The sequence below is a fragment of the Pleomorphomonas diazotrophica genome, from assembly GCF_002844595.1.
In the GTDB taxonomy this organism is placed as follows: Bacteria; Pseudomonadota; Alphaproteobacteria; order Rhizobiales; family Pleomorphomonadaceae; genus Pleomorphomonas; species Pleomorphomonas diazotrophica.
Genome location: NZ_PJNW01000002.1, coordinates 708,744 through 731,427 on the forward strand (window position 1 = coordinate 708,744; position 22,684 = coordinate 731,427).

The 22,684-nt window shown below is 63.8% G+C and carries 19 protein-coding genes; 12 read left to right on the forward strand and 7 right to left on the reverse strand.

The window, feature by feature from the left end; genetic code table 11:
* Positions 1-256 precede the first annotated feature (256 nt).
* From CXZ10_RS04195 to CXZ10_RS04205, 3 genes are all read left to right on the forward strand, one after another.
* Positions 257-1,231 carry an aldo/keto reductase gene (locus CXZ10_RS04195; protein WP_101287710.1) on the forward strand — a complete coding sequence of 325 codons (975 nt, stop codon included), beginning with the start codon at positions 257-259 and terminating at the stop codon, positions 1,229-1,231.
* Between the two features lie 91 nt (positions 1,232-1,322).
* Positions 1,323-2,117 carry an SDR family NAD(P)-dependent oxidoreductase gene (locus tag CXZ10_RS04200; protein ID WP_101287712.1) on the forward strand — a complete coding sequence of 265 codons (795 nt, stop codon included), beginning with the start codon at positions 1,323-1,325 and terminating at the stop codon, positions 2,115-2,117.
* A gap of 40 nt (positions 2,118-2,157) precedes the next feature.
* Positions 2,158-3,048, forward strand: coding sequence for an NAD-dependent epimerase/dehydratase family protein (locus CXZ10_RS04205; RefSeq protein WP_180335851.1), 891 nt, complete (start codon positions 2,158-2,160; stop codon positions 3,046-3,048).
* 21 nt (positions 3,049-3,069) lie between these two features.
* On the opposite strand, the gene CXZ10_RS04210 is transcribed toward CXZ10_RS04205, so the two are convergent.
* Positions 3,070-3,987 (reverse strand): LysR family transcriptional regulator, encoded by a 918-nt coding sequence (locus CXZ10_RS04210; protein WP_101287716.1) that lies wholly within the window; start codon positions 3,985-3,987, stop codon positions 3,070-3,072.
* Between CXZ10_RS04210 and CXZ10_RS04215 the strand changes: the two genes are divergently transcribed.
* Positions 3,988-4,830 (forward strand): HAD family hydrolase, encoded by an 843-nt coding sequence (locus CXZ10_RS04215; protein WP_143741470.1) that lies wholly within the window; start codon positions 3,988-3,990, stop codon positions 4,828-4,830.
* A 26-nt stretch (positions 4,831-4,856) separates the two neighbouring features.
* Here CXZ10_RS04215 and CXZ10_RS04220 read toward each other — a convergent pair whose 3' ends face one another.
* The 3 genes from CXZ10_RS04220 to CXZ10_RS04230 form a co-directional block, all read right to left on the reverse strand.
* On the reverse strand, positions 4,857-5,654 hold the full coding sequence (locus tag CXZ10_RS04220; protein ID WP_101287720.1) for an ABC transporter ATP-binding protein: 798 nt from the start codon (positions 5,652-5,654) through the stop codon (positions 4,857-4,859).
* Positions 5,651-6,532, reverse strand: coding sequence for an ABC transporter permease (locus CXZ10_RS04225; RefSeq protein ID WP_101287722.1), 882 nt, complete (start codon positions 6,530-6,532; stop codon positions 5,651-5,653). The genes CXZ10_RS04220 and CXZ10_RS04225 overlap by 4 nt, the downstream gene beginning before the upstream one ends.
* Positions 6,533-6,668: 136 nt before the next feature.
* Entirely contained in the window at positions 6,669-7,622 is a 954-nt protein-coding gene (locus tag CXZ10_RS04230) for an ABC transporter substrate-binding protein (RefSeq protein WP_101287724.1), read from the reverse strand.
* A gap of 290 nt (positions 7,623-7,912) precedes the next feature.
* Here CXZ10_RS04230 and CXZ10_RS04235 point away from each other — a divergent pair, with 290 nt between their 5' ends.
* The 7 genes from CXZ10_RS04235 to CXZ10_RS04265 all read left to right on the forward strand — a co-directional run bounded on the left by CXZ10_RS04235 (position 7,913) and on the right by CXZ10_RS04265 (position 17,115).
* Positions 7,913-8,761, forward strand: coding sequence for a DeoR/GlpR family DNA-binding transcription regulator (locus CXZ10_RS04235; RefSeq protein ID WP_101287726.1), 849 nt, complete (start codon positions 7,913-7,915; stop codon positions 8,759-8,761).
* Complete coding sequence (locus CXZ10_RS04240; protein ID WP_101287727.1) at positions 8,754-9,464, forward strand: class II aldolase/adducin family protein; 711 nt, start codon at positions 8,754-8,756, stop codon at positions 9,462-9,464. Before CXZ10_RS04235 ends, CXZ10_RS04240 begins: the two co-directional genes overlap by 8 nt.
* Before the next feature lie 55 nt (positions 9,465-9,519).
* Positions 9,520-11,292: an L-fucose isomerase gene (locus CXZ10_RS04245; protein WP_101287729.1), complete on the forward strand. Its 1,773-nt coding sequence runs from the start codon at positions 9,520-9,522 to the stop codon at positions 11,290-11,292.
* A gap of 73 nt (positions 11,293-11,365) precedes the next feature.
* A complete protein-coding gene (locus CXZ10_RS04250; protein ID WP_101287731.1) occupies positions 11,366-12,364 on the forward strand; it encodes an aldo/keto reductase in 999 nt (332 codons plus the stop codon).
* Positions 12,365-12,937: 573 nt separating this feature from the next.
* Positions 12,938-13,945 carry a D-xylose ABC transporter substrate-binding protein gene (gene xylF / locus CXZ10_RS04255; protein WP_101287733.1) on the forward strand — a complete coding sequence of 336 codons (1,008 nt, stop codon included), beginning with the start codon at positions 12,938-12,940 and terminating at the stop codon, positions 13,943-13,945.
* A gap of 428 nt (positions 13,946-14,373) precedes the next feature.
* Positions 14,374-15,912 (forward strand): xylose ABC transporter ATP-binding protein, encoded by a 1,539-nt coding sequence (locus CXZ10_RS04260; RefSeq protein ID WP_101288357.1) that lies wholly within the window; start codon positions 14,374-14,376, stop codon positions 15,910-15,912.
* Between the two features lie 33 nt (positions 15,913-15,945).
* Positions 15,946-17,115 (forward strand): sugar ABC transporter permease, encoded by a 1,170-nt coding sequence (locus CXZ10_RS04265; protein WP_101287736.1) that lies wholly within the window; start codon positions 15,946-15,948, stop codon positions 17,113-17,115.
* A gap of 131 nt (positions 17,116-17,246) precedes the next feature.
* On the opposite strand, the gene CXZ10_RS04270 is transcribed toward CXZ10_RS04265, so the two are convergent.
* On the reverse strand, positions 17,247-18,293 hold the full coding sequence (locus CXZ10_RS04270) for a dipeptidase (RefSeq protein WP_101287738.1): 1,047 nt from the start codon (positions 18,291-18,293) through the stop codon (positions 17,247-17,249).
* 296 nt (positions 18,294-18,589) lie between these two features.
* On the opposite strand from CXZ10_RS04270, the gene CXZ10_RS04275 reads away from it, so the two are divergent.
* On the forward strand, positions 18,590-18,904 hold the full coding sequence (locus CXZ10_RS04275) for a DUF2249 domain-containing protein (protein ID WP_101287740.1): 315 nt from the start codon (positions 18,590-18,592) through the stop codon (positions 18,902-18,904).
* Positions 18,905-18,976: 72 nt separating this feature from the next.
* On the opposite strand, the gene CXZ10_RS04280 is transcribed toward CXZ10_RS04275, so the two are convergent.
* Together CXZ10_RS04280 and prmB are read right to left on the reverse strand one after the other, a co-directional pair.
* On the reverse strand, positions 18,977-21,433 hold the full coding sequence (locus tag CXZ10_RS04280; RefSeq protein ID WP_210199839.1) for a glycogen/starch/alpha-glucan phosphorylase: 2,457 nt from the start codon (positions 21,431-21,433) through the stop codon (positions 18,977-18,979).
* A 284-nt stretch (positions 21,434-21,717) separates the two neighbouring features.
* A complete protein-coding gene (prmB, locus tag CXZ10_RS04285) occupies positions 21,718-22,638 on the reverse strand; it encodes a 50S ribosomal protein L3 N(5)-glutamine methyltransferase (protein ID WP_101287745.1) in 921 nt (306 codons plus the stop codon).
* Positions 22,639-22,684: the final 46 nt, after the last annotated feature.

Genomic DNA, 22,684 nt, shown 5'->3' on the forward strand with positions numbered 1-22,684 from the left:
TCTCATGCACGTTAGCAAAAACGATTCATCGCAACGATGACGAAGTGGCGTTGCCAGCTATCGCGCTGACGCAAAAAGCCGGTAACGTGACTTCCAAAGCGCATTGAGGGGCATTTTGTTTCAGTTGCAGCGATCAATCTTATCTCGACAATCCATTTGACGGATCAAAGCGGCGGTTATTGACTGGCGGCTCGAAAAGACAAGCGCTGGAGGCTGGCGATCGGTTCGTCGGTCTTCATCTCGGGAGGAAATCGCCATGCAATACGCCCGGTTTGGGAAGTCGGGGCTGGAAGTCAGCCGCATCTGTTTCGGCTGCATGTCCTTCGGCACGGTGATGGAAGAACGCCCCTGGGTGCTCGGCCTCGACGAGGCGCGGCCGCTGTTCCGGCGGGCCTGGGAAGCCGGCATCAACTTCTTCGATACCGCCAATGTCTACGCGGCCGGCTCCAGCGAGGAGATCACCGGCACGGTTCTGAAGGAACTGGCGCCGCGCGAGGAAATCGTGCTCGCCACCAAGGTGTTCTTTCCGATGCGGCAGGGGCCGAACGGCCACGGCCTGTCGCGCAAGGCGATCCTCAGCGAGATCGACAACAGTCTCAAGCGGCTCGGCACCGACTATGTCGACCTCTACCAGATCCACCGCTTCGACCCCTTTACCCCGGTCGAGGAGACCATGGAGGCGCTCCACGACGTGGTGAAGGCCGGCAAGGCCCGCTACATCGGCGCGTCCTCAATGTTCGCCTGGCAGTTCGCCAAGATGCAGCGCGTGGCCGAGCTCAACGGCTGGACGAAGTTCGCCTCGATGCAGAACCAGGTAAGCCTCGTCTATCGCGAGGAGGAGCGCGAAATGCTGCCGCTCTGCCGCGATCAGGGCGTGGCCGTCATTCCCTGGAGTCCGCTGGGCGGCGGCAAGCTGACGCGCCCCTGGGGTACGGAGACCAAGCGCAACACCACCGACCGCCACAACAAGGGCATGTATGAGCGCACCGAGGGCAACGCGCCTGAGGTGGTGGCGGCGGTCGAGAAAGTGGCCAAGGTGCACGGGCGGTCGATGGCCGAAGTGGCGCTTGCCTGGGTGCTGCAGGTCGATGGGGTCACCTCGCCGATCATCGGTGTCAGCAAGATGAGTCATCTCGACGATGCCATCGCTGCGGTTGATCTCAAGCTGAGTGCCGAAGACGTCGCAGCGCTGGAAGCGCCCTATCAGACCTTCATGGTGAAGTCTCTTTGACGCGGCTTAGCCGCCTTGCCGATGGACAGCGGTGACAGGACGGTCTTTGCTGGCTGGGTCACCGCCCCGGCATGACAGCCGGCGGAGGCGCATGACGAAGGAGGCTCTTATGACGAAGCCGCTCAGCATCCCCGATCTCGCCGGCAAGGCCGTTCTCATTACTGGCGCTTCGTCCGGTATTGGCGCAGCGTTGGCGCGTGCCTTTGCCGAGCAGGGCGCGTCGGTGGGTGTCCACTACAACTCGTCGGCAGCCGCGGCTGAGGCGCTATGCGCGGATATCCGCGCCGTCGGCGGCAAGGCCACCGCCGTGCACGGCGACGTCACGAAGTCGGCGGAGATCACCCGGGTTGTCGAGGAGACGGCCATGGCCTTCGGTCGCCTCGACGGCCTCGTCAACAACGCCGGCGGCATGGTGGCTCGCATGCCCTATGGCGCCTTCGACGAAGCGGTGTTCGAGGAGATCATTGGCCTCAACGTCCGCTCGGTGCTGGTGGCCTCGCACGCCGCCTTGCCGTTCCTGAAGGCTCAGCAAGGCTTCGTCATCAACACAACGTCCATCGCCGCGCGCACCGGCGCCAGCCTTGGTGCCGGGCCCTATGGTTCGGCCAAGGCATTCATCGAGAACGCGACGCGCGGCATGGCCAAGGAGTTCGCGCCCTTCGGAGTCCGCGTCAACGCGGTGGCGCCGGGTATCGTCGAGACGCCCTTCCACGAGCGCTACTCCGACCAAGCCTATCTCGACGCCATGCGGGCCACCATTCCTCAGCAGCGGCTCGCCAAGCCGGAGGATATGGTCGGCCCCTATCTGTTCCTCGCCTCGGCGGCGCTGTCCGGCTACATGATCGGGCAGGTGCTGGAGGTGAACGGCGGACAATTGATGACCTGACAGGGCCCGGCGGGACCGGCGCCTCACTTCGGAGCATATGATGGGAAGCAAGATCGTCTTCACCGGCGGCTCGGGCAAGGCCGGCCGACACGTCGTTCCCTACCTCAAGGCTAGGGGGCACGACGTCTTCAACCTGGATCTGAAGCCGCTCGATTGCCCTGGCGTGACGACGCTTGCCTGCGATCTCACCGATGGCGCGCAGGTCTACAGCGCGCTTTCCATGCATTTTGATTTCGACAGTCTGGCCAGCGGCTCGCGGCCGTTGCTGCCGGACGCCGTCGTTCACTTCGCGGCGGTGTCGCGCATCCTGCTGACGCCCGACAATCACACCTTCGAGACCAACGTGATGTCGACCTACAATATCATCGAGGCGGCGATGAAGCTCGGCATCCGCAAGGTGATCATTGCGTCGAGCGAGACGACCTTTGGCGTCTGCTTCGCCGAGGGTGACAAGGACTTTCACGAGTTCCCGCTGACCGAGGAGTATGACACCGATCCGATGGACAGCTACGGTCTGTCCAAGGTGGTGAACGAGAAGACGGCCCGGGCCTTCGCCATGCGCTATGGCGCCGACATCTATGCCCTCAGGATCGGCAACGTCATCGAGCCCCACGAATACGCCAACTTCCCCGGCTTCATGCAGGACCCGCTGACGCGTAAGCGCAACGCCTGGAGCTATATCGACGCTCGCGATCTCGGTGAGATCGTCCACCTTGCCTTGGGCAAGAACGGGCTGGGCTTCCAGGTGTTCAATGCGGTCAACGACACGATCACTGCTCGCGAGCCGACCGAGGCCTTCCTCAAAAAGGTCTGCCCCAACACGCCGCACAGCCGGCCGCTGGTCGGTTACGAGGCGCCGATTTCCAACGAAAAGATCCGAACCGTGCTGGGCTTCAAGGAGCAGCACGACTGGCGGAACTACGCGAGCTGACCGACATTGGGAGGGGCGGTCTCAGGCCGCCTCCGCCTCCTCGTCGACGCTCTTGGCAGTGATCAAAAGATCCATGAAGGCCTTCGGCGCACCGTCGAGAATGATCTCGTCGCTGCTGCCGGCCAGCGTGGCAACGGCCAGCTCCCAGCACATCTGCGGCTCGGCGAGCCGGACGACGCCGAGCGTTTCCGCCTCCGCCTCGGCGATCGCCTCAGGCACCAGCGCCACGCCGAGGCCGCGCGACACCAGTTCGATCAGCGTGCCGAGGTCGTTGACCTCGAAGGCGACGCGGCGCTCGACTCCGGCATGACGGAAACCGGTGTCGACGAGCTGTCGCGTGCCCCAGGCCTGCTCGAAGTCGACGAAGGGCTCGTCGCGAAATGCCGACAGCGGCACATCGGACCGACCGGCCAGCGGATGATCCTTGGCTGAGATGGCCACGAGATACTCGCAGGCAATCATCCTGGTGGCGATGCCGCGCGGCGCTTCGATCAGCGGCACGATGGCAAGATCGATAGCTCCGGAGCGGATCTTGTCGATGAGATGGTCGGCGTTGCCCTGGCAGAGGCGCACCTCGATGCCAGGATAGAGTTCGTGGAACGAGGCGAGCAGGGCGGGCAGGTCGACGAAGGCCGGCAGGCTCTGCACCGTGCCGATGGCGAGGCGGCCGCGCGCCAGGCCTTGCACGGCGGCAACCGCGTCGCGCGCCTCGCGTACCGCCTCGATGGCAAGGCGCGCCTTGTCGAGAAAGACGCGACCGGCGGCGGTGAGCTGCACCTGGCGGGTGTTGCGCATGAACAGTTTGGCGGCCAGCTCGTCTTCCAGGGATCGGATGGATGTCGACAGCGCCGATTGCACGATGTTGACCCGGCGGGCGGCACGGGTGAAGTGCATCTCCTCGGCGACGGCGACGAAATGCTGAAGTTGGCGTAATTCCATTTGGGTCCGCTTTATTGTGCTTTTGATGCGATCAATACAGCTCTCTCGTTCGGGTGGGAAGATGAAAACTCGTGCAGCCCAGCCTGCCATATCGGCGCGCGGCCGCTGGACCCGCTGGGATGCGCGGTGTATGCAAAACCGCTTCAAAAAAATGATGGTGTGACCGGAGTTCCTCAGCCGATGTTTTCACGTGCCCTGCTGTTCGACATGGACGGAACACTGACCAACAGCGATCCTTTCCACCATGAGGCCTTCGTGGAGTTCGGCAAGGCCTATGGTGTCGACATCGACGAGCCGACCTTTCTGAAGTACATTTCCGGTCAGGCTAACGCGCTGATTTTCAAGAATCTTTTCTCACATGTGGCCACGGAAGACCATCCGCGCCTCGCTGACGAGAAGGAAGCGCTGTTCCGGCGGCTCATCGTCGGCCGGCTGAAGCCGATCGATGGGCTGGTCGATGTGCTCAACTGGGCGAAGGAGCAAAGGGTAGGGTTGGCGGTAGTCTCCAACGCCCCCCGTCTCAACGTGACCGACATGCTGTCCCAGCTCGGCGTCGCCGAGTATTTTCACACCATCGTCGCGGGAAGCGAAGTGGCGCACGGCAAGCCCGATCCGCTGCCTTACCTCACCGGGCTCGAACGACTGGGCGTGCCGGCCGGCCGAGCAATGGCTTTCGAAGATGCGCCTCCCGGTATCAGGGCGGCGCATGCGGCGAATATCTTCACTGTCGGGCTGACGACCACGCTCGACGAGGCGGCGGTCAAGACCAACGGCGCCGATCTCGCTGTACCGAACTATCAGGCACCAGCGTTGTGGGAAGCCATCGGACGGGTGTTGGGGTAAAGGAGGGCGACGGAGCCGCCCCCACCTTACTCGGCGATCAGCAACTCGTCGTCGTCGAGCGTCTGGCCGCGAACGCGGCGAAACATGTCGATCAGATCCTCGACATCAAGATTGCGCCGGTTGTTACCCTCGACATCAAGCACGATCTCGCCGCCGTGCAGCATGATGGTGCGGTTGCCGTAGTCGAGCGCCTGCCGCATCGAGTGCGTCACCATCAGCGTCGTCAGCTTGTTGGCGCCGACGATCTTCTCGGTGAGCTTCATGACGAACTCGGCCATGCCGGGATCGAGGGCGGCGGTATGCTCGTCGAGCAGCAGCACGTCGCAACCGGCCATCATCGCCATCACCAGCGACACTGCCTGGCGCTGGCCTCCCGACAGCATGGCCATGCGGTCGGTCATGCGGTTCTCGAGGCCGAGATCGAGTTCGGCGATCCGCTCGCGGAAGAGCTTGCGACGGCTGTGGCTGAGGGCCAGCTTGAGGCCGCGCCGTTGGCCGCGCTTGTGGGCGAGCGCCAGGTTTTCCTCGATGGAGAGGGCGCCGCAGGAGCCGGCCAGCGGATCCTGGAAGACGCGGGCGACGCGGCCGGCGCGGGCGGCGGTCGGCAGCTTCGTGACGTCGGCGTCGCCAATGCGAACGCTGCCCTCAACGGGAATGACGTCGCCGGCCAGGACGCCGAGCAAGGTGGACTTGCCGGCGCCGTTGGAGCCGATGACGGTGGTGAAGGCGCCTTCCTTGATGGTCAGCGAGACGCCACTGAGCGCCTTTTTTTCCAGCGGCGTACCGCGTCCGAACACGACGTGGACGTTGTCGAGGGAGATCATGACGAAAGCACTCCCCGCTTGAGGCGCGGCAGCACCAGCGCGAAGGTGACAAGGACGGCGGTGACGAGGTTGAGGTCCGAGGCCTGAAGGCCGAGCGAGTCGGAGGACAGCGCCAACTGGATGGCGATACGGTAGACGATGGAACCGATGACGCAGCCGATCAGCGCAATCAGGATGCGGCGGCTGCCAAACAACGTTTCGCCGATGATCACCGCCGCGAGGCCGACGACGATGGTGCCAACGCCGGAGGTGACGTCGGCAAAGCCGTTGGTTTGGGCGAACAGGGCGCCGCCGAGCGCCACCAGCGCGTTGGACAGCGCGATGCCCAAATAGATCTGGCGGTCGGTGTTGATGCCCTGGGCGCGAGCCATGCGGGAGTTGGCGCCGGTGGCGCGCATCGCAAGGCCGGCGTCACTCTCGAGATAGCGCCAGACGACGATCAGCGCCGCAATGGCCAGGACCAGGAGGAACATCGGCCGAACCATGAAGTCCCGGAGGCCGTTGCCATAAAAGGGGGTCAGCATGGTGTCGACGGAGAGCAGCGCCACGTTCGGTCGCCCCATCACCCTGAGGTTGACCGAGAACAGGGCGATCATGGTCAGGATCGACGCCAGGAGATTCAGGATCTTGAAGCGGACGTTCAGCGTCGCGGTGACCAGCCCGGCGAGCGCGCCGGCCAGCATGGCGACGGCGGCGGCCAGCCAGGGATTGACGCCGGCCATGATCAGCACGGCGGTGACGGCAGCACCGAGCGGGAAGGTTCCGTCGACGGTGAGGTCGGGAAAGTCGAGGACGCGGAAGGCGAGATAGACGCCGAGCGCGACGAAGGCATAGACGAGGCCGAGTTCGACGGCCCCCCAGAGAGCGATTTGGCTCACGCGCAACGATCCTTGTGCTGGACATCCCGGGCCGGCGCGCTGGGCGCCGCGTAACGCGGGGTATCCGGGCCGGCGAACCGGCCGTTCGTCAGGAAACCCGCCCCGCCGTGCCAGACAGCGGGGCAGGTCGCCCCAGTTACTCGATCACCTTGGTGGCGCGGGCGACCACGGCCTCGGGCAGCGTCACGCCCATCTTGGTGGCGGCGGACTTGTTGACCACGAGGTCGGTGCCCTTGGCGACGGTCGCGGGAATGTCGCCGACGGTTTCACCCTTCAGCACGCGGACGACGATGTCGCCGGTCTGCTTGCCGACGTCGTAGTAATTGAAGCCGAGAGCGGCGATCGCGCCGCGCGCCACGCTGTCGGTGTCGGCAGTGAACAGCGGCAGCTTCGATTCCTCGGCCACGCCGACCGCCGATTCCAGCGCCGAAATGATGGTGTTATCGGTCGGGATGTAGACGGCGTCGGCCTTGCCGACCAATGCGCGGGTTGCGCCCTGGACCTCGGCGGTTTTGGTGGCGGCCGACTCGATCACCTCGACACCGGCCTTCTCAGCCTCCGCCTTGAGGGCGGCCAGCAGCGACACCGAGTTGGCCTCACCCGAGTTGTAGAGGAAGCCAAGCTTCTTGACGTTCGGCAGGATTTCCTTGATCAGCGCGATGTGTTCGGCCACCGGCGACATGTCGGAGAGACCGGTGATGTTGCCGCCGGGCTTGTCCATGTTCTTGACGAGTTGGGCGCCCACCGGATCGGATACCGCTGAGAAGACGATCGGGATGTCGCGCGTGGCGGCGGCGACGGCCTGGGCCGATGGGGTCGAAATCGGCACGATCACCGTCGGACCTTCGCCGGCGAACTGGCGGGCGATCTGAGCGGCGGTGGCGGCGTTGCCCTGAGCCGACTTGTAGACGAAAGTCAGGTTCTCACCCTCCTTATAGCCGGCGGCGGCCAGCGCGTCCTTGACGCCATCGCGAACCGCGTCAAGCGCGGGATGCTCGACGATGGCTGTGACGTCCACCGTTACGTTCTCCGCATGGACCGGCAGGGCCGCCGCAACGCTGGCGGCGAGGGCAAACAACAAGGCACGCATCAAACTTCCTCCGTCACAGCTTCGGCCTGTCTGTCGGCCGGGGTTTTGGACGGTCTTAGGTAATCCTGGCGAGTGAATCAAGCACGGGGAATGCCGAGTGTGCAGGATTTGATCGTCTGATGCCGCCTTGACGATGAAAAGCGTTACTCAATGGCTTTTTGAGTGGATTGACGCGACGCCAGTGGTTCTGAAGGCGGCCATTGCGAAATGTTGCGCAATAATGATTTGTTTTGAACAAAACTGCGACGCCGCGGATTGACGCTTTCCGGAGCTGGACTTATGGTCGCGTCATGCTGAAGGAAGAACGCTTCAACCTGATCCTGAAGGCTGTCGAAGGGCGCGATGCCGTGTCCTACGAAGAGCTTCTGACCATGGTCGATGCGTCCGGCGCCACGCTGCGCCGCGACGTCGATCAGCTCTGCGAGGCTGGGCGCATTCGCAAGGTGCGCGGTGGCGTGGCGCCGCTGATGTCGGCCGGCCGGCCGCTCGCGTCCTATTTCTTTGGCGTGCAGGCGCAACGTGCCGCAGCGGCCAAGGAGGCGATTGCCCGCCGGGCCGTTGAGCTGGTGTCGGCGCCTGATACGCTGATCCTCTACGGCGGCTCCACCGTGGCACGTTTTGCCGAGATGCTGCCGGCTGTGGGTCTGACGGTGCTGACCGATTCCCTGCCGGTGGCCAACCATCTCGCCTTCAAGACCGACAACCGTGTCTTCCTCACGGGCGGAGAAGTGCTGGCCCAGCAGGGCATCGTGCTCAGCCCGTTCGACGATCCGCCGGCCTTTCACGTGGCTGCAAGTACCTTTTTCATCGGCTGCCACGCCGTAGGCCCGGCCGGCATCATGGAAGACGATCCGCTGCCGCTCAGGGCTGCGCGAGCCTTGCGCAAGCAGGCGGCCCGCCTCGTCGTCCTGGCCGACAGCACCAAGTTCGGCGAAGCGCGCAGTCTCGTGGTGTTTCCGCTGACCGAAGTGGACGTGTTCGTGACCGACGAGGGAATCTCCGACGGCGACCGGCAGATGCTGGAGGAGGCCGGCGTGGAGGTGTTGATCGCCCCGCTCAATCGGGAGTTCCGGGACGATAGCCCGGCGGAAGGGACGGCCGATCCGTCTGCGCCCCAGGAGGCGACCAAAAATGACTGATCATCTCGATCTCCGCCAGGAGATGATCGCGACATGTCTCAGGATGAATGCGTCGGGGCTGAACATTGGCTCAGCGGGCAATCTCAGCGTGAGGGTCGAGGGAGGGCTGCTGATCACTCCCTCCGGGATCGCCTATGACCGGATGCGGCCGGAGCAGATCGTCGAGATGGATTGGGACGGGCGCTATTTCGGCGACTATGTCCCCTCGTCGGAATGGCGCTTTCACTATGACATCCTGAAGGCGCGGCCGGACGTCGATGTCGTCTTGCATAGCCACGCCACCAACTGTTCCATCCTCGCCTGCTGCCATCTCGACATTCCGCCCGTTCACTACATGATCGGCGTCTCCGGCGGCGACGTGGTGAAATGCTCGGGCTATGCGCCCTTCGGAACGGCCGAGCTGTCGACGGAGGCGCTGGCGGCGCTGGAGGACCGGATGGCCTGCCTGCTCGGCAACCACGGCGTGATCGCGTTGGGCAAGACGCCGGCCAAGGCGTTCGCCGTGCTGGAAGAGATCGAGAACCTGGCGCGGATCTACATCGGCACCCGCATGCTGGGCGGCGGGGTCATCCTCGGCAAGCCCGAGATGGACGTCGTGCTGGAGCGCTTCAAGAGCTATGGGAAACAGGCCGGCGAGGCCATCGATCCAACGCTGAAGAACAAGGTGGAACCACCGCCCTACGGCGGACCGAAGCGCCTCTGACGCGGAGCCGGGAGGTCGGCCTGGACAAGAGGTATCGGGAGGAAGGGAGAGAGACATGAACGGCGTTTTCAAGAACCTGCCGAAACTCGGCATTCGTCCGGCTATCGACGGCCGGCGCAACGGCGTGCGCGAAAGCCTCGAGGATCAGACGATGGGCATGGCGAAGGCGGTCGCCGAACTCATCAGCTCGACGCTTCGCCATGCGACCGGTGAGCCGGTCGAATGCGTCATCGCCGACACCACCATCGGCGGCGTTGCGGAAGCGGCCGCTTGTGCCGAGAAGTTCGCGCGTGAAAACGTCGGCGTATCGCTGACCGTGACGCCTTGCTGGTGCTACGGCTCCGAGACGATGGACATGGACCCCTTGATGCCCAAGGCGGTCTGGGGCTTCAATGGCACCGAGCGTCCGGGCGCCGTCTATCTCGCCGCCGTGCTGGCCGCCCACAATCAGAAGGGCCTGCCGGCCTTCGGCATCTACGGCTCGGAAGTGCAGGACGGTTCGGACCGGACGATTCCCGACGACGTGCGGGACAAGATCCTGCGCTTCGTGCGGGCTGGCATTGCCGTCGCCACCATGCGCGGCCGCAGCTATCTCTCCATGGGCGCGGTGTCGATGGGCATCGCCGGTTCGATCGTCGATGCCGACTTCTTCCAGCGCTACCTCGGCATGCGCACCGAATACATCGACATGAGCGAGTTCCAGCGCCGTTTGCAGCTCTCGATCTACGATCCGGTCGAGTACGAGAAGGCGCTCGCCTGGACGCTCGCCAACTGCAAGGAAGGCTTCGACCCCAACGGCGACAAGTCGTCGGATCCGGCGCGCAAGCGCTGGGAGTGGGAGACCTCGGTCAAGATGTGCCTGATCGCCCGCGACCTGATGGTCGGCAATCCGCGCCTCGCCGAGCTCGGCTACATTGAGGAGTCCTGTGGGCACCATGCCATCGCGGCCGGATTCCAGGGCCAGCGGCAGTGGACCGACTTCATGCCCAACGGCGACTTCATGGAGACCATGCTGAACACGTCGTTCGACTGGAACGGTCCGCGTCAGCCGCTGATTCTCGCCACCGAGAACGATTGCCTCAACGGCGTCGGCATGCTGTTCGGCAACCTCCTGACGGCGCGGGCCCAAATCTTCTCCGACGTGCGCACCTACTGGAGCCCGGATGCCATCAAGCGGGTGTCCGGCCATGTGGTGGAAGGCGCGGCCGCCGGCGGCCTCATCCACCTCATCAACTCCGGCGCCACCTGTCTGGACGGCGCCGGCGAGATGACCATCGACAACAAGCCCGGCATCAAGCCCTTCTGGGAGGTGACCGAGGACGATCAGCGCCGCTCGCTCGAGGCGACGCGCTTCTGCCAGGCCGATCACGGCTATTTCCGGGGCGGCGGCTGGTCGACCGACTTCATGACGCGCGGCGGCATGCCGGTGACGATGACGCGGCTCAGCCTCGTCGCCGGCGTCGGCCCGGTGCTGCAGATCGCCGAGGGCGAGACGGTCGCCTTGCCCGAGCGCGTCCATGACATTCTCGACCAGCGGACCAGCCCGACCTGGCCGACCACCTGGTTCGCACCACGGCTGACCGGCGAGGGGCCGTTCAAGTCGGTCTACAAGGTGATGGCGGCCTGGGGCGCCAATCATGGTGCCATTTCCTACGGTCATATCGGCGCCGACCTGATGGCGCTCGCCGCCATGCTCCGCATCCCCGTCGCCATGCACAACGTCGAGGACGAGGCGATCTTCCGCCCCAGCGCCTGGGCGATGTTCGGCATGGATCCGGAAGGCGCCGACTTCCGCGCCTGCCAGACGTTCGGGCCGCTTTACGGCTGATGTGAAAATCGGACGGCGACAGGCCGCCGCAGGTTCTGCGGTGGCCCGTCGTCCGTCAGGGAGCCACTGGACAATGACCAATCCGTTTGAAGAAAACTCAGCCTATCGCTTCGGGTTCGGGGCATCCGGCCTCGGTACGCTCTCCTGGGACGTGCCGGACGACGTCGCCGACGCCATTCTCGCCGAAGCCTGGGCCGAAGGCTTCCGCTACTACGACACGTCGCCGCTCTACGGCTATGGGCTCAGCGAGTTGCGGCTCGGCCGCTTCCTGCGCAACAAGCCGCGCGGGGAGTATCTCCTGTCGACCAAGGTCGGCCGCTACTTCGTGCCCTACAAGCGCGGCGAGACGCCCGATCGGGGAGGCTGGGTGCGTCCGCTGCCGCTGCGGCCCGTGCTCGACTACACCTATGACGGTTTCATGCGGTCGCTGGAGCAGTCCTACAATCGTCTCGGGGCGCAGACGATCGACATCGTCTACATCCACGACCTCGACCGGCGGAACCTCAAGGCCGGCTTCGACCAGCATTATCGCGAGACGCTGGACAGCGGCTATCGGGCGCTCGACGAGCTCAGGCGCAGCGGCGACCTCAAGGCGATCGGCATCGGCATCAACGAGGCCGACGTGGCGGCTGACCTCGTTTCCAAGCTCGACCTCGACGTGGTGATGCTGGCGGGGCGCTATACGCTGCTCGAGCAACCCGGCCTTGCGGACTTCCTGCCGCTTGCCGAAAAGAAGGGCGTCGACGTGGTGGCGGTCGGCATCTTCAACTCGGGCATCCTAGTGAAGCCGCCGGAGGCTGGTGGCAACTATGATTACGGCGCCGCTCCGCCTGAGATCATCGACAAGGCCCGGCGAATCGCCGCTGTCTGTGCCGAGGTCGGTGTCGAAATGCCGGCTGCGGCGGTGCATTTCCCGCTCGCTCATCCGGTGGTGAAGGCTGTGGTCGTCGGCATGAGCCGGCTCGGTGCCGTCAAGCAGAACTTCGACTGGTATCGCGCTTCGATTCCTGAGGTCCTTTGGGACCGGCTCAGGGCGGAAGGACTGCTGTCGGCCAACGCGCCCACGCCCTGATCGCCTTTCCAAGCTTTGCGAATGACGCCCCGCCGTGGCCAAGCGCTGCGGCGGGGCGCTTCGTTTCTGGCTGGCCGGCATCGACCATTCGTCGATGTGGGCCGGATTGTCTCTTGCCAAGTTTGGGCGTTGAGTATAATTTGAGGGTCGAATTTTACCGGCGACATGGAGGGTCCCCGGAAAAGGTTGTCAGGGACCGGGAGGGAGCGTCCTTGATGTAATCACATCAAATATGACGGCTATCCAACAGGAGAAGCGCGTCAGGAATCGGCTGTGCCCGTGCAAGCGATTGCGCGGGTCTCTGCGCGTCGCGAGGAACTGTCTGGCGAAGATAGGAAATTTCTTCGTCAAATGGATGATGGTCACAACGCATCTACGCAATCAAAATGAGTTGCGTCCATCATTGGTTTGAGGCATCTATCCTCGCGTGAGGTTATCCCGAGCCAACGGCGAAGCCCATGACGGGCGTTGCTGGGGGAAGTGACCGGAGGACCAACCATTCGGTCGTGGTTCGGGTGCAAGGAGGCCGCCGGGGAGGCGGCCAGGCCCGTAAGGGCTTCAGGAGGAGTGATAATGAAACTTTCTGCCATTCTTTCGAGCACGATCCTGGCTGCCGCCGTTGCGTTGCCGATGGCCGCTCAGGCGTCTGCCGACAAGCCGGTTCTCGGCTTCTCGATCGACGACCTGCGCGTTGAGCGCTGGGCTCGCGACCGCGACTACTTCATTGCTGCGGCCAAGGAGCTGGGCGCCGAAGTGATCGTGACCTCCGCCGACGCCAACGAGCAGAAGCAGGTCAACCAGGTCGAGAACCTGATCTCGCAGAAGGTCGACGCCATCGCCGTCGTTCCGATGAACTCGCAGGTGTTCGGCGAAGTCATCGACGAAGCCCACAAGGCCGGCATCAAGATCGTCTCCTACGACCGTCTGATCCTGAACGCCGATGAAGATGCCTACATCTCCTTCGACAACGAGCGCGTTGGCTTCCTGCAGGCCGAGGCCGTTCTCAAGGCCGTGCCGGAAGGCAACTACTACATGCTCGGCGGCGCGCCGACCGACAACAACGCCAAGCTGCTCCGCGCCGGCCAGGAGAAGGCTCTCCAGGCTGCCGTCGACGCCGGCAAGGTGAAGGTCATCGGTTCGCAGTGGGTCAAGGAGTGGAGCCCGACCGAAGCGCTGTCGATCATGGAGAACGCGCTGACCGCCGCCAACAACAAGATCGACGCCGTTGTCGCGTCGAACGACGGCACGGCCGGTGGCGCCATCCAGGCTCTCGCCGCCCAGGGTCTCGCCGGCAAGGTGGCCATCTCCGGCCAGGACGCCGACCTCGCCGCCATCAAGCGGGTCATCGAAGGCACGCAGACGGTTACCGTCTACAAGCCGCTGCAGCTGATCGCCTCGGAAGCGGCCAAGCTGTCGGTCAAGCTCGTCAAGGGTGAGCCGGTGGAATACTCGGCCAAGCTCGACAACGGCATGAAGCAGGTCGACTCGGTTCTGCTGACGCCGATTCCGCTGACCAAGGAAAACGTGATGAAGGTCGTCGAAGACGGCTTCTACACGAAGGAACAGGTCGAGGGTAAGTGATCCTCTGACGCAAGAACCGGGGCGGGCACTACCCGCCCCGGCATGCTGTTTGCCGATCGGATCGGGAAGGTTCGTCGGTCTGTCCGTCGACTGGTGATTGCCTGAGTGCCGCCGCTTCGATGTGGCGCGTGTGCGTCGCCGGAGGATTGGCGCTTCGAGGCATTGCCGAGCGTGACGGGCGGGATGATTGTCGGCTGGTGCCGGTTTGGCCCGGTCTTCACGCAGAAGACAGCAGAGTAAGACGCGGCCTCCAGCAAGAGTGCCGTGCCGGCGCGACAAACCGCGGGGGCGGAACTGCGTCGGTCTCATTCGGCGAAATGCCGGGTTTTGGGAAGCGGCAGGCCTTCATCGGCCTTTGCTCCAATCGGAGAAGGATGGCGCGCGAGGCCTGCCAGAGGCCGTTCGCGCCGTCGAAGGGAGTGCGGTCCATGTCAGACTATCTCTTGGAGATGCACGACATCACCAAGGACTTTAATGGCGTCAAGGCGATCGATGGAATTCATCTCCAGGTTCGCCGTGGCGAGTGCGTCGGTCTCTGTGGCGAAAACGGTGCTGGCAAGTCGACGCTGATGAAGGTTCTCTCGGCGGTCTACCCCTACGGCACATGGTCGGGACAGATCCTCTGGGAAGGCAAGGAACTCAAGGCGCGCAACATCCGCGAGACTGAAGAAGCGGGTATCGTCATCATCCATCAGGAGCTGATGATGGTGCCGCATCTGACGGTGGCCGAGAACATCTTCCTTGGCTCCGAGCCGCGTAACAAGGCCGGCTTCATCGACTACGATCTGATGAATGCCCAGGCAGAGAAGCTGATGGCGCGCCTCAAGATGAGCGACATCAACGTTGCGCTGCCGGTCTACAATTATTCGGGCGGCAAGCAGCAGCTGGTGGAGATCGCCAAGGCGCTCAACAAGAACGCCAAGCTCCTGATCCTCGATGAGCCGACCTCGGCCCTGACCACGTCCGAAACCAGGACGCTGCTCGACCTCATCAAGGAGTTCAAGGCCAACGGCATGGCTTGTGTCTACATCTCGCACAAGCTCGACGAAGTGGCCGAGATCGCCGACACCGTCACCGTCATCCGTGATGGCACCCATATCGGCACCCAGCCGATGGCCGAGCTCGATACCAACAAGATCATCACCATGATGGTCGGGCGCGAGATGAAGAACCTCTTCCCGCGCGAGGCGCACACCATCGGCGAGGTGGTGTTCGAGGCAAAGAACATTTCCTGCTGGGACGTCACCAACCGCGAGCGCAAGGTGGTGGACAACGTCTCCTTCGAGCTGCGCAAGGGCGAAATCCTTGGCGTGGCTGGGCTGGTCGGAGCTGGGCGCACAGAGCTCGCCTGCAAGCTGTTCGGCTGCTGGAACGGCGACCATGAGGGCAAGATCTTCCTTGAGGGCAAGGAAATCAGCGTTCGCGCGCCGCGCGACGCGGTGAGGCTCGGCATCTGCATGGTGCCGGAAGATCGCAAGCGGCATGGCATCGTGCCGCTGATGGGCGTCGGCTACAACATCACCATGTCGGTGCTGAAGCGCTACACCAGTGGTGGCTTCATTCAGTCCGAGGCCGAGCTGGCCGAGATTCAGAATCAGATCATTCGCATGAAGGTCAAGACGGCGGAGCCTCTCCTGCCGATCGCTTCGCTGTCGGGTGGCAACCAGCAGAAGGCGGTCGTTGCCAAGATGCTGCTGCCCGAGCCGAAAGTGCTGATCCTAGACGAACCGACACGCGGCATCGATGTCGGCGCCAAGTACGAGATCTACAAGCTGATCTTCGAACTCGCCAAGCAGGGCGTCGCGGTGTTGATGATTTCTTCGGAAATGCCCGAAGTGCTCGGCATCAGCGACCGCGTTCTGGTGATGGGAGAGGGCAAGCTCAGGGGCAACTTCGTCAACGAAGGGCTCACGCAGGAGAAAGTTCTCGCCGCCGCCATTGGACAACCGATCACGGAAGCCGCCTGAGGCTCTCCTTCATAAGAATACTGGTGTAAGACCATGACACTTACCAAGAAAGACGTCAGGAAGTTCCTGTCCGAGTACAAGATCGTCGCCCTTCTGATCGTCATCGTGATCATCTGGGCCTTCTTCGGTTATCTCACCTACGATTCCGAACTGGGTGGCTCACAGTTTCTGACGCCGCGCAACTTCTCCAACCTGCTGCGCCAGATGGCGATTACCGGCATGTTGGCATCGGCGATGGTGTTCGTCATCGTCGCCGGCGAAATCGACCTGTCGGTCGGTTCGCTGCTCGGCCTGTTGGGCGGCATCGCAGCGGTCATGGATGTGACCTACTCGCTGCCACTCTGGCAGACCATCACCGTCGTCATCGCCATGGGCCTGTTCTTCGGGCTGATGGTCGGCTGGCTGACCGCCTATCTCGGCATTCCCTCCTTCATCGTTACACTGGGCGGACAGCTCGCTTTCCGCGGCATGGTGCTCGGCTTGACGGGCGGCATTACCATCGCCCCCGTGCATCCGGAGCTCAAGTTCATTGGTCAGGGATATCTGCCAGAGTTGGCAGGTAACGCCGGTGGCGTGTTGCTGTTCCTGGTCCTGGTCTTCCTTGCTTTCCGGACTCGCTCAAACCGCCAGAAGCACAACCTCTCTGTGCCGACGATGCCGGCCGAAGTTGGTCGCCTGCTGTTCGCCGGCCTGATCATTCTCGGCTTTGTGCTGACGCTCAATGACTATCAGGGCGTTCCGGTGCCGGTGCTGGTTCTTCTGATCATCCTCGCCGTGTTCACCGTCATCGGCAACAAGACGACCTTTGGCCGCCACATCTACGCCGTCGGTTCCAACATGGAGGCAACGCGGCTTTCCGGCGTCAACGTCGCCTACGTGAAGATGATGGTGTTTGCGCTGATGGGCCTGATGTGCGCCTTCGCCGGCCTCACTACGACAGCCCGTCTCGCCGCCGGCACGCCGTCCGCCGGCTTCGGCAACGAACTCGATGCTATCGCCTCCTGCTTCATCGGCGGCACGTCGATGCGCGGCGGTGTTGGTTCGGTGTCGGGTGCGCTGGTCGGTGCGGTCATCATGGCCAGCCTCGACAATGGCATGTCGATGATGGGCATCGACACGTTCTGGCAGCAGATCGTGAAGGGCATCATCCTGGTCGCGGCCGTCTACATGGACATCGTGTCGTCGGGCAATCAGCGCGGCTGATAGCCTTGGTTGGCATTGAGCCGCCCAACTCCAGAAAGCAAAACCCCGGTCGTCGATGCGGCCGGGGTTTTCGTTTTCCGCGTGATGAGCCGGGCAGGGCGATCATCGGAGCGTCGGGGATGGCTTTCCCATTATTCCCGCCAGGTTTGAGCCAACACCCGCAGCCAGTTGTCGCGGCAGAGCTTGACGAGGTCATCCTCGCCATAGCCGGCCTGTCGCAGCGCGCCGACGAGCGCTTGCTGACCGGCGGCATCGCCGATCTCCGAGGGAATGGTGGCGCCGTCATAGTCCGAGCCAAGGCCGACGCCATCAATGCCGAGATGCTCCACCAGATGATCGACATGGCGAACCATGTCGGTGAGCGGCGTTGCCGCGTTCTCCTGCCCATCCGGCCGCAGGAAGGACGTCGCGTAGTTGAGGCCGACCATGCCGCCGGTCTCGCGGATGGCAGCCATCTGGCGGTCGGTGAGGTTGCGCGTCACCGGCGTGATGGCGTGAACGTTGGAATGGGTGGCGACGAGTGGCATCTCCGAGACCTTGGCGACGTCCCAGAATCCCTGTTCGGTGATATGAGACAGGTCGATCATGATGCCCAGGCGATTGCAGGCCTTCACCAACCGTACGCCGGCATCGGTCAGGCCGGGGCCGGTGTCGGGCGAGCTCGGATAGGCAAAGGGAACGCCGTGGCCGAATATGTTGGTGCGGCTCCACACCGGCCCCAACGACCTGAGACCGGCGGCGTAGAAGAGGTCGAGGGCATAGAGGTCGGCGTCGATGGGATCGCAGCCCTCCATGTGCAGCACGGCGGCGAACACGTCGTCATCGATCGCCCGGCGGATTTCCACCGTCGAGGTGCACAAGCGCCAGACGCCTTCGCGGTCGAGCCGGCGGGCAATGCCGGCCATGGCAACAGCGGCAGCCAGCGCCGCCGGTTGGTCGATGGGCTCGGCCAGAGGTGAGCTGTAGGTGCCGCGGTCGAAGGTGGGGCGAGGCCCTTGCCTGGATGGCACGAAAATGGCGCAGAGGCCGCCGACGAGGCCACCAGCGCGGGCGCGCGGCCCGTCGATATGGCCGGTGGTGATGCCGTCGCGGAACTCGGCAATGGGATCGCCGCCCTTGCCGGCCGTTTCCCAGAGACGCATGAGCACGTCGTTATGTCCGTCCAGTACAGGCTGCATCACACCATCGCTCGGTCAGAAAGAAACATCGCTCCAACAGGAACCGTTCGGGCCGACAGAGCGTGGAATCGCTCCGGCTCGCGTCACATCCGTGGAGATACGAAGTCGTAGGAGCCTCGCAAGGGGAGGTCAACCAATCTTCGCCCGGCCCCATGCCGATGCGATTTCCGGTCTGAACTCTTCACGTGGAGCGGGACTGCCTCATAGCAGAGAAGTATTCTCCGGTTTGCGCCGGAGCAAAGTGTCGGCAGACCCGACTCCCTATGATCGGGCCACAGACGAAGCGGAGAAACAGCATGACCGACACTGCCACACGGGATCTCGAACTCGACGTACGCGGGCTGCCCTGCGTGAACCGTCGCGCCATCATCTTCGGCGGCTTTGACAGGCTGGCCGATGGCGAGTCGCTCGTGGTGATCAACGATCATGAGCCGGTGGGCCTGCGCGGCCACTTCGAGGATATCGTTCCCGGCCGCTATCGCTGGGAGGCGCTGCCGCGCATCGACGAAGCGTTCCGCGTGCGCATCACGCGTTCGGCCTTCGATCCGGAACTGGCTCGCGAAGGCGCCGCAGCGCTTGCCGCGCTGGCGCGCCATAGCTGCGATCACTGACCTGGTTCCAAATGGAACGGGCGGCAAGGCCGAAAGCCTGCCGCCCGTTTTGTCGTTTCGGTGGTACGTATCTCAGAAAATCGGCTCGACGCCCCAGACGTCCTTGGAATAGCCGCGAATGGTGCGGTCGGACGAGAACCAGCCCACCTTGGTGGTGTTGAGGATGGATCGCTCCGTCCAGCGGTTCTTGTCACGATAGTCCAGATCGACGGTGCGCTGGGTCTGGAAGTAGGACTGGAAGTCGGCGGTCACCAGGAACCAGTCGGTGTGCCAGAGCCGGTCGGCTACCTCGTTGAAGCGGCCATGATCGTCCGGCGAGAAGGTGCCGTTGACCATGGCGTCGATGGCACCCTTCAGGGTCGGGTCGCTGTCGATGGTGGCGTTGGGATTGTAGCCGCGCTGGCGCAGGCCGGCGACGTCGTCGGCGGTCAGGCCGAAGATGTAGATGTTGTCCGGGCCGACCCGCTCGGCGATCTCGACGTTGGCGCCGTCGAGCGTGCCGATGGTCAGCGCGCCGTTGAGCGCCAGCTTCATGTTGCCGGTGCCGGAGGCTTCCATGCCGGCCGTCGAGATTTGCTCGGAAAGATCGGCAGCCGGGATGATCACCTCGGCCAGCGACACGTTGTAATTCGGCAGTACCGCCACCTTCAGCCGGTCGCCGATGATCGGGTCGTTGTTGACGACGCGTGCGACATCGTTGGCCAGCTTGATGATGCGCTTGGCGATCTGGTAGCCGGGCGCAGCCTTGCCGCCGAAGATCTTGACGCGCGGCGTCCATTCGGCGCCAGGGCCGCGGCGGATCGCCTGATAGAGGGCGATCGTCTCCAGGATGTTGAGGAGCTGGCGCTTGTACTCGTGCATGCGCTTGATCTGCACATCGAACAGCGCCGACGGGTCGACGCGCAGGCCGATGCGCCGCTCGATCTCGGCGGCGAGCCGTACCTTGTTGGCCTTCTTGGCGGCCGCGAACTTCTCGCGGAAGCTGGCGTCGGTGGCGAACTTGGCCGCTTCCTCGATCCGTTCGAGGTTGTCGACCCAGCCGTCGCCGATCGCTTCCAGCAGCAGGGCGCGGAGACCGGGATTGCACTCGTAGAGCCAGCGGCGCGGCGTGATGCCGTTGGTTTCGTTGACGATCCGGTCGGGATAGAGGACGTGGTAATCCTTGAACACCGTCTGCTTCATCAGCTCGGTGTGCAGCGCCGACACGCCATTCACCCGCCGCGAGCCCACGAAGGCGAGGCTGCCCATCTTGATCTCGCTGCCCCACTCGATGATGCGAATAGCGTCGAGTGATACCGGCAGATTGCGCCCCTGCACCTCGGCGAGGTGGTGGTAGTCGATCCACTCGATAATCTGCATGTGGCGCGGCAGCACCTTGCGGAACAGGTTGGTGTTCCAGCGCTCGAGAGCCTCCGGCATCAGCGTGTGATTGGTATAGCTGAGGCACTGGCGGGTGATCTCGAAGGCTTCCGGGAAGGTCAGCCGGTAGTCGTCGGCAAGAATGCGCATCAGCTCGGCGACAGCGATCGCCGGATGCGTATCGTTCATCTGGATCGCCACCTGATCCGGCAACTTACGGATGTCATCGTTGTCTTCGAGGTAACGACGAATGATGTCCTGCAGCGAGGCGGAGGTGAAGAAATACTCCTGCTTCAGGCGCAGTTCCTTGCCCTCGGCCGTCGTGTCATCGGGATAGAGCACGCGGGAGATGGTTTCGGCGCGGATGGTCTTCTCGGCGGCCGACATGTAGTCGCCGTGGTTGAAACGGCCGAGGTCGAGCACCTCGACCGGGCGCGACGCCCAGAGGCGCAGCGTGTTGACGTGGCGCCCTCTCCAGCCGGCGATCGGCGTGTCGTAGGCGACCGCCTTCACCGTCTCGTCGGCGCGCCAGTAGGTGGCGCCGTGACCGTCGAAGGAGATCTGGCCGCCGAACTTGACGAGATAGGCCATCTCGGCGCGCTCGAACTCCCAGGCGCGTCCGGACACCAGCCAGTCCTCGGGCTCTTCCACCTGCCAGCCGTCATGGAACCGCTGACGGAACAGGCCATGGTCATAGCGGATGCCGTAGCCGTGGGCGGGAATGCCCAGCGTTGACATGGAATCGAGGAAGCAGGCGGCGAGGCGGCCGAGGCCGCCATTGCCGAGGGCGGCGTCGCTCTCCTGCTCGAGTTGGGCCTGATAGTCGATGCCGAGTTCGGCGCAAGCGCTGCGCACCTGGGATTCGATGCCGAGGTTGCAGACTGCATCATTGAGCAGGCGGCCGATCAGGAACTCCATGGACAGATAGTAGACGTGCTTCTTCTGACCAGCGTGCGAGGCCTTGGTGGACTCGAACCAGCGCTCCACCACCTGGTCGCGCACGGCGAGGGACAAAGCCATGCTCCAATCCTTGGCCGTCGCCCGGGAGGGGTCCTTGCCGACGGCATAGGCCAGCTTGGCGCGGACGGCATCCCTGAAGGCTGCGGCCGTGAGTGTGCGCGGCTGCCCGGCGGAGCCGGCGGCCTCTTCGATCATGGAAGTATCGTTCATCGGTGGTCCCTGCGGTTTCGATCGATTGTCGCCGATGATGGTTACGAGGTGGTGACCGATTTCTTCGGCATCACCGTAACGCCAAGTACCGCCACCAGATAATCGTCGCCAAGACTGTGCGGCCAAGGGCCGCCGCCTCTTGGCCGGACACTGGCGGGCACTGCTGCCCCTGTCTAGATCTGAGGGACCACACTCGCGAAAAAACGCGAGGAAAGGCCAAATACCTAGTCTATTTTTGCATATCTCGCCCACACTAATGGCCAAGACATGCGTATAGTGCAGATCTACATGTCCTCGGTCACGCCGAGATCCTCGGCGGACAGCCAGAATACCTCACCTTCGGACTCAGCGGTATCCAGCCAGACAAAGGGAAGGTCGGGGTAGATCATCTCAAGGATCTCGCGATCGCTGCCGACCTCGCAGAGGAGGCCGCCGCCCGGATTGAGATGGTCCGGCGCCGCCTCGATGATGCGCCTGACGATGTCGAGGCCATCGAGGCCGCCGGCGAGTGCCATCTCGGGTTCATGGCGGTACTCGTCGGGCAACTCGGCCATCGCCTCGTCATCGACATAGGGTGGGTTGGTGATGATGAGGTCGTAGCGCCGGCCTTCCAGCGGGCCGAAGAGGTCGCCGTGGTGGAGGCCGACCCGGCCGTCGCCGAGCCGGTCGACGTTGATCGCGGCGACGTCCAGCGCGTCCTCGGAGAGATCGACGGCGTCGACAGCGGCATTGGGAAAGACCATGGCGGCGAGGATGGCAAGGCAGCCGGAACCGGTGCAGATGTCGGCGACCGACAGGATGTCGTCGCGGTCGCGGATCAGCGATGCGTCGCCCTCGCCGGAAAAGGCTTCCGAGAACAGCAACTCGCCGATGAACGACCGCGGTACGATGACGCGGGGGTCGACGACGAAGGGCACGCCCTGAATGTAGGCTTTGCCGACCAGGTAGGGCGTCGGGACGCGCTCGTCGATGCGGCGGTCGATCCGCTCGACGATAAGCTGGCGCTCGGCGCGCGTGAGCCGGGCGTCGAGCCAGGGATTGATGTCGTCGATGGGCAGATGCAGCGACTCGAGGATCAGGAACACGGCGTCGTCGATCGCCTCGCTGGTGCCGTGACCGATGCCGATCTCGGCAGCGCCATAGCGGCTCATGGCATAGCGCAGAAGGTCACGGACGGTAATGAGGTCATCGGCGGTGTCGGTCACGGCAGCATTCCGGAAAATGAGGGCGCGGCTGCTATCGCACGGCGCA